Annotated in this window: 7 protein-coding genes; 2 read left to right on the top strand and 5 right to left on the bottom strand. The window is 56.6% G+C overall.

Going from position 1 to position 7,830, the window contains the following annotated elements; all coding sequences use genetic code 11:
* Positions 1–284 precede the first annotated feature (284 nt).
* On the top strand, positions 285–1,988 hold the full coding sequence (locus tag L248_RS08290) for an adenine deaminase C-terminal domain-containing protein (RefSeq protein WP_022529722.1): 1,704 nt from the start codon (positions 285–287) through the stop codon (positions 1,986–1,988).
* A 103-nt stretch (positions 1,989–2,091) separates the two neighbouring features.
* On the opposite strand, the gene L248_RS08285 is transcribed toward L248_RS08290, so the two are convergent.
* The 5 genes from L248_RS08285 to L248_RS15195 all read right to left on the bottom strand — a co-directional run bounded on the left by L248_RS08285 (position 2,092) and on the right by L248_RS15195 (position 5,310).
* Complete coding sequence (locus L248_RS08285) at positions 2,092–2,613, bottom strand: hypothetical protein (protein ID WP_022529721.1); 522 nt, start codon at positions 2,611–2,613, stop codon at positions 2,092–2,094.
* A 63-nt stretch (positions 2,614–2,676) separates the two neighbouring features.
* Positions 2,677–3,201 (bottom strand): hypothetical protein, encoded by a 525-nt coding sequence (locus L248_RS08280; RefSeq protein ID WP_022529720.1) that lies wholly within the window; start codon positions 3,199–3,201, stop codon positions 2,677–2,679.
* Positions 3,202–3,368: 167 nt separating this feature from the next.
* Positions 3,369–3,737 carry a hypothetical protein gene (locus L248_RS08275; protein ID WP_040535728.1) on the bottom strand — a complete coding sequence of 123 codons (369 nt, stop codon included), beginning with the start codon at positions 3,735–3,737 and terminating at the stop codon, positions 3,369–3,371.
* Between the two features lie 261 nt (positions 3,738–3,998).
* A complete protein-coding gene (locus L248_RS08270) occupies positions 3,999–4,313 on the bottom strand; it encodes a hypothetical protein (protein ID WP_022529718.1) in 315 nt (104 codons plus the stop codon).
* A gap of 196 nt (positions 4,314–4,509) precedes the next feature.
* Positions 4,510–5,310: an AraC family transcriptional regulator gene (locus L248_RS15195; protein WP_051999937.1), complete on the bottom strand. Its 801-nt coding sequence runs from the start codon at positions 5,308–5,310 to the stop codon at positions 4,510–4,512.
* 122 nt (positions 5,311–5,432) lie between these two features.
* On the opposite strand from L248_RS15195, the gene L248_RS08260 reads away from it, so the two are divergent.
* Positions 5,433–7,457: a beta-galactosidase gene (locus tag L248_RS08260; protein ID WP_040535724.1), complete on the top strand. Its 2,025-nt coding sequence runs from the start codon at positions 5,433–5,435 to the stop codon at positions 7,455–7,457.
* Positions 7,458–7,830 lie beyond the last annotated feature (373 nt).

Below are 7,830 nucleotides of genomic sequence, written 5' to 3'. Positions count from 1 at the left end.
CAGCTAGTGCGAAGCCGGTTCTGCGGAGCTAGTGGTGGGCACGGCTTGAAGCCTTTTTGGCAAAAACCGCCAAAAAGTCTCCAAGTCCGGCCTTGTTGTAGGCGGCAAAGCCGCCAACAACAATTTCACCACTGAGCCATTTCGCCGAGCGTGCTCCGCTTAGGTCTGATATGCAGGGCAGTTTTGTCCCAACCCACTTGTGCGGCTGGCCCATTCGCCAACCGGGCTCCGCTTAGATCACACGGACATCGTCAACAATCCCACGAAGAATTAAGGAGAAAAAAATGACAACTGTCGATTTATTACTGACCAACGGCCATGTGTTCAATAGTGCCCTGCACCGGTTCATCGAGACGGACGTGACGGTCTTGGCCGGTAAGTTCTATTGGCTGCCGGCGCCGGGGACGTTTACCGGTGAGGCGAAGAAGACCATTGATTTGGCGGGCACGTACATGATTCCAGGCCTGGTGGACTCGCATATGCATATTGAGAGTTCGATGACCACGCCCACGCGCTTCGGCCGGGCGGTGGCGTCCCACGGGACGACGACGGTCATTGCCGACGCCCACGAGATCACCAACGTGGCCGGGCTGGCCGGCTTGCAGGAATTCATGGCCCAGCCCAGTGACATCGACATTTTCTACGCCATTCCTTCCTCCGTACCATCCACGAACCCCGAGATGGAGACGACTGGTGGAATTATTGGCGTCAAAGAGACCAAGGACTTGCTGCAGGATCCGCGGATCATCTGCCTGGGCGAAGCGATGAACTTCAAGGGCATTACCTCTGAGCCTGACTCGCTCATCCGCCAGCTTATCGCCGTTTGCCGGGAAGAGCGGCCGACCATGCCGCTGGAGGGCCACTGCCCGAAGTTCACCGGCGAAGACCTGGCCAAGTTCATCTACGCTGGCATCACCTCCGACCACACTCAGCAGACCCCTGCGTCAATTGTGGAGAAAGTGACCAACGGCATGTTCGTGCAGCTGCAGAAAAAATCTCTGACAGCGGAGAACATTGCCGCCGTCAAGGACAATCACTTGTTTGAAAACGTCGGCCTGGTCACGGACGATGTCATGGCCGACGACCTGCGCCATGGTCATCTGAACAAGATCGTGCAAGAAGCCATTCGGTTGGGTCTTGATCCTGTAGACGCCATCTATATGAGCACCTATACCCCGGCCCGGCACATGGGTCTGTGGGACCGCGGGGCCATTGCCCCCGGCCGGGTCGCCGACTTCATCATTCTGCGCGACCCTGAAGCCTTCGATGTCGTGGCCGTGTATAAGAACGGCGTCCTCGTCGACCCGGCGAAAGATACCAGCCCCGCAATGGAGAATGCTTTCAGTGCCGACCTGCGGCATTCCGTCCAGGCCCAGCCGCTGCAGGCGGCGGACTTTCAGTTGAAGGCCCCCGCCGATGCGGCGACCGTCACGGCCAACGTCATTGAAATCGCTGCGGTCGGGACGTTTACCAAACGGATTCAGGTCAAAATCCCCGTTAAAGACGGTCTGGTGCAGTGGCAAAAAGCCGGCTTGGCCTTGCTGATGATTCAAGAGCGATACGGCCACGGCGGCCACATCAGCTTCGGCCTGGTCAAAGGTGCCTTAGATGCCCCTGGTGCTGTGGGCGCCACTTGGGCCCACGACCACCACAACGTGATGATGATGGGGACCGATGTGGCGGACATGGTCGTCGCCCAAAATGAATTGATTGCCGAGCAAGGCGGCTATGTCGTCGCAGCCAACGGTCAAATCACCGCCAATGCCCCGCTGCCCATCGGCGGTGTCGTCAGCGATGCACCGATTCCAGTGCTGGGTCAGCAGATTGCGGACGTGCGTCAGGCAATGCAGAAGCTGGGCTACCACAACACCAATGAGATCATGTCGTTCTCGACGTTGTCGCTGCTGGTGTCACCGGCGTTTAAGATGTCAGATAAAGGGTTGTTTGATGTTGTGAGTCAGGAGAAGATTCCCTTGTTTACAGAATGATTTTCGGTGAACCGCAAATACGCCCCAAGACATGCCCTAATGGCTGTCTCGGGGCGTTTTGTTGTTCATGCACCGTTTTATTAACAAACTTGTCAACTTCAGATTATTGCACTTCCCGCCGTCGGCGCAGCAGCTCGCTCATTATCCCTGCAGCCACCATCATGATTGCGGCCACAATGAGCAGGAGCAGCACTTCAACAGCGCCTTGCCGTTCATTTCCTGCCCAAACGCTCGCGTTTACCCGCTGCATTCGGTAATAGAACCAGCCTACGACAGCCAATACGATCACAGCAACGCTGATGAGCTGGTTCCTTTGTTTGCGCAATTGCTTGGGAGACAACTCGGCTTGCCGAAGCGCCTCCTGCGTTGCCGCATCGCCGTTCTGCCGCATCTTTCTCAATGTTGCTAATGCCCAAATGGCCACAAGGAACTCAGCACTGGCTAACACTGCGAACCCAATCGTCAGGCCAATGTTCAGCAAGGACATCCCCTTGTCACCGGTGCCAATTCCATGCGTACTCTGAATCCAGGAGCTGATGGCAAGGATACCGATCGTGAATCCACTGTATAGCCCGCGCCGACCCCAGCGGGCGATACGTTGCGGATCACCATTCAAAAAGGCCATCGCGATTCACTCCTTCCTTAGTTTCAAAAGCAGCGCGTACAACGCTATTGCCAAAGGCGCACCTTACTCCGCCTGTCTTCGCCGCAGCAAGCGGTCGCTGCAAATTGCGATAATGACATCAATTGTCCCAACGACTAACCAGAGCAAAACCATGTCTCTTAACCCGTGTATTTGATTCGTGGTCAACCAACTGAGCCGCACATTTATCATCCGCCCAAAGAACCGACCCGCTACGGAAAACAGCAATACCGCCAAAATGATCTTGGCATTTCTTTGTTGGCGCAACTGTTTCGCTGTTAATTGAGCGCGCCGAATGGCTTCCTGGGTGGCGGGGTCTCCTGTCCGCTGCATTTTTCTCAGCTTTGCTAAAGCCCAACCGCCCACCAAGAAATCAATCACCACTGATATCGCACACACAATGGCGGTCCCCGTCAAGAGCGGCGTCATGGCGCCGTCACTATCGGGACCAATTAAGCGGAAACTCATGATCCAAAAATTGGCGGTGATAAAACTGGTCGTGAAACCGCTGTTCAAACCTCGCCGGCCCCATTTTGCCAGCCGACTCGAATCGTCATTCAAGAAGGCCATCAGGGTCCCTCCATTCTCCTCCAGAACAGCCACATACTTCCTATCACTATTGCATGAAGAGCCCTCACGCTCAAGAAAACTGCTTTACTCGAAAGTCGCGTCTGAGCACATGGGTATGTGACGCCAACTAGTCTGGTCTCGATTTACATTCAGTGACACAATTCCCCTCATTGGGCACTTTCATCGGGGCCGTTTGCATCTTGGAGAATCGCTCTCTTGCCCTTCGTGTTGATGTACGCGTATAGGCCAAACAACGAAACGCCGAGGATAAAAAGGTTCCCAATCATCTCAATGCTGGTGGTCCACCTCAGATATGCCGTCACTAGGAGGCCATATGGGAGACAGACCAGTACATCGAGAAAGCTAAAGTGCAGTCCCAGTCCCCGCAAGTCTGGCAAAATTAAGCCTAGAGAAAGGGGGAACAGCAACGTGACGCTCGTTAATATTTCCAGTACTGTGTCGGACGGCAAGATGGATAGGACGAGCACATCGGTGAAAACTGCCCAACCAACCTGGAAAGATTTCTTATACGCCATTGGTTACTCTCCCCCCCTTTTTAGTTCTCACTTATCTGCCATCCCCTGCATTATACCATGTTAGCGCTTACTTTTTCCTTACAGAACTGTAAGCAAAATGGGTTGCAGCCACTGCCCAGGCCGCTGCAAGTATTGCACCGTGGGTCTGGCAATAAGGGCGCTTGAAGATGCTGGTCAGGCATCGCACTGCGTCGCCCGTCTTGGTCACCAACGTGCCATAAAAAGACTAGGGCCAACAGAAGGCGACCGTCGTCGAAAGGTTCACGACTGATGGTTTTTGATAGATTGTTCTTGCATACGTTCTTCCGCATCCAATTGTTCGTTTAACCGCTGGGCGTCTTGGGCGTCAATTCGCAATTGTACGAACGAGATAGGGGTGCTCTGCTGGTTCTTTTCATGATGGGCGATTCTAAAGGAAACACCATACATTCCCAGGCAAGCAAGAACGCGTTCTAATGCCAGAAAGCTATTTCTGGAAATGCCGTCGACTGCATCATTTTGAATCGTGATCAGGAGCCTCTGTTGGTCATCACTTGTGAACAGTATGTAGTTGCTGACACCGGCCATGTCAGCCATTTGTCTAATCGTCTTCTTTAACGTGGAAAGAATCGCGATAAATCGCCTCATCCTGCTTGCCGTTGATTTTGTGTTTCTATTGCCCGTATAGTTGCTTGTGGGCGTTAACGAAACATCTCGAATTGCATCTGATATTGCGGTGTCTTCGCTCCTGCGCATTTTTCCAAGTGGTCAAAAGGAACTCAATGCCGCCCCATTACCGCCGCCGCTCCTGCTGGAACTTCTTCGGCGTCTGCCCGGTGTACGCCTTGAAAGCCTGGATAAACTGGGAATTATCGGTGAACCCCACCTGCTCTGCCACTTGGTAAACATTCCACTCCGGGTGGGTCATCAAGAGCGACTTGGCCTTGCGCAGGCGCAGCTCCTGCAGGTATTGGAGCGGCGTCTGGTGGTAGTAGCGCTTGAAGATACTGGTCAGGTACTGCACCGTGTAGCCGGTCTTGGCGGCCAGCTGGGGATTGGTGATTTTCTCCCCGCTGTGAGCGTCCAGGTATTGCAGCACCGGGGTGACGATGCCGATCTCGGCCAGGCCCCGGGTGCCGACTTCCACGTCTTGGCGTAAGAGAAGCAGGAAGCTGAAAAGCAGCTCAGCCACCTGGCGGTCCGGTACGGCGGAATCGGCCAGCGTGCGGTAGTGAGCCGTGATGAACCCGGCCGTCTCCCGGCTGAGTGCGGGCAAGAGGCGGTAATCGCCCATGCCCAAAGGAGTGACCAGATTGGCGACCAGTGCCCCGCCAAAGGTGAGGTAAGCCGTCTGCCAGTCGGCGCCGCCCCGGTAACTGTGGGGGACGCCGGGGCGGATCAAGATACCGGCGCCGACCGGCAAGGCGTATGTCTTGCCGCCGATGCGGACGGTCCCGGTGCCTGCCGTGGTCTGCAGCCAATGGTACAGCGGGTACCCCTGGGGCCGGGTGATCGCCTCCTGCTGCCACTGGTAGCCGATACTTTCACAAAATAACGGGTACTCCCGGTTCATGTGGGTGAAGACCAAGCGCACGCTGCCACTCTCCTTTCTTTCTATCTTCAAAATAGCATACTTTGTCCCGAATTTCTCCCTCTCTTTCTCCCCGTTCCCCGCTTACAATGAAGGCATTAAACAGAGATGGAGGGATTCTCTTCATGACCAAGACACCATTCAAGCAATTCTTGTTCGGCGGCGACTATAACCCCGAGCAGTGGCCCCGGGAAGTGTGGGCCGACGACATGCAGATCCTCACCGACGTGCACATGAACGAGGCGACGATCAACGTGTTCAGCTGGGCCCAGCTGCAGCCCAGCGAGGAAACGTATGACTTTTCGACCCTGGATGCCATCGTCGAGACGCTGACCAAGCACGGCTTCAACATCGTGCTGGCCACGTCCACCGGCGCCCTGCCGGCGTGGCTGGCAACGCGCTACCCGGAGGTCACCCGCACTGATTATGAGGGCCGCCACGCCCGTTACGGCGGCCGGCACAACGCCTGTCCCACCTCGCCGGTCTTCCGCTTCTACGGTGCCCGCCTGGCCGGCAAGCTGGCCGAGCGGTACGGTCACTTGGACAACGTCGTCTGCTGGCACATTTCTAACGAATACGGCGGCTACTGCTACTGCGACAACTGTGCCAAGGCCTTCCGGGTCTGGCTCAGGCAGAAATACGGCACGCTGGACGCGTTGAACGCCGCCTGGTATACCCATTTCTGGAGCCATACCTTCTATGATTGGGAAGAAATCGTTCCGCCTAACGCCCTGAGCGACGGCATCGGCAATGACCACATCGTCCTCTCGGGGATGGGCCTGGACTGGCGCCGATTCCAGTCCGACGCCCTGCTCCAGAACTTGAAGGATGAGAAAGCCGCCATCCGCCAATATGATCCGAATACGCCGATTACCACCAACCTGATGGGGACGTTCAAAGACTTAGACTACTTCCGCTGGGCGAAAGAGCTGGACATCGTCTCCTGGGACAGTTATCCCCGCTTCGACACGCCGGCCAGCGAAGTCGCCATGCGCCACGATTTGATGCGCGGTCTCAAAGGCGGCCAGCCGTTCATGCTGATGGAACAGACCCCCAGTCAGCAGAACTGGCAACCGTATAACGCTACTAAACGGCCGGGCCAGATGCGGGCCATGAGCTATCAAGCCATCGCCCACGGCGCCGACACGATTCAGTACTTCCAGCTGCGCCAAGGCCGGGGCGGTACGGAAAAATTCCACGGCGCCATCATTTCCCACGCCGACCATGATGAGACCCGCATCATTCGAGAAACCCGCGCTCTGGGTGAAGAGCTCCAGAAGGTCGGCACCAAGATGATGAACGGCCGCATTCACGCCCAAGTCGGGATGATCTTTGACTGGGACAACTACTGGTCCCTGGAATATTCTTCCGGTCCCAGCGTGGAAATGAAGTATGTCGATCAGCTGCGGCGTTACTATGCGGCATTCTACAAGCAGAACATCGCGGTGGATATGATTCCCACCGACCTGACCGCTGCGCAGCTGGGCCAGTATGCCGTCATCGTCGCTCCCGTCCTGATCCTCATTAAGCCGGGTGTCAGTGAAGCCATTCACCAGTATGTCAAGAACGGCGGCACCTTCATTACCACCTACATGAGCGGCATCAACGACGAACACGACAACGTCATCATGGGCGGCTATCCTGGTCCCTTCCGCGACCTCTGCGGTATTTGGGCCGAGGAGACCGACGCCTTGCCGCCGCACACCGCCGTGCCGGTCCAATTCGGCGACACCCAGACCAGCGGCAGTATCGTCGCCAACGTCTCCCACTTAGAAGGGGCGGAAGCACTCGCCGCGTACGGCGGTGATGACTTCTACGCCGGCACCCCCGCCGTCAGCGTCAACCGATACGGCAGCGGTAACGCTTACTACATCGGCACCGTCTTAGATGAGAAAGGCCTGGACACTCTCGTCGCCCGGCTGATCACAGAACGCGGCCTGGCCCACTTTACCACGCCGGCCAACGTCGAGCTGACCACCCGCTCCTACGCAGCTGGTTACCGCCTGCACTTCCTCGTCAATAACGGCGGCCAAAGCGAAACGGTGGACACGCACCAATTCGCCGGCCTGCCGACCCTGGTGGGCGACGGCCCGGTTCAAGACAAAACCACCTTGGCGCCTTATGGCGTGCTGGTCATCGAAGAACAATAGTCTTTTCTGGATAGCCAAAAGCTGGGCCAAACGCATTCCTCCAGAACCGCTCAACGGTGTGGAGAAATGAGTCCTGGCCCAGCTTTGTTTGTATATTGAAAAAACGGTCGCGAGACCCGGCGATTTGGGCCCTACGGCTGGCTGGGCGTGGAACGCCATGGCTGACGCCCGCCAGCCTCCGGGCCCAAATCGCCTACTTCCTGTCCGACCGTAAAGTCTTCCGGGCCGGGACAGATTCGCCGGAGTGACCGCCTGACCTTCATACTTTTAGGAGACGACTGTAACGTCCCGAAGGGGGACTGCCAGGGTTTCGTGTCGAGCAAGATCGTCCCAGTCGCCGAGAATGTAGGGTGACGGAGGACGGAGCGGGAGG

The organism is Schleiferilactobacillus shenzhenensis LY-73 (assembly GCF_000469325.1).
Taxonomy (GTDB): domain Bacteria; phylum Bacillota; class Bacilli; order Lactobacillales; family Lactobacillaceae; genus Schleiferilactobacillus; species Schleiferilactobacillus shenzhenensis.
This window is presented reverse-complemented; position numbering and strand designations above follow the sequence as displayed.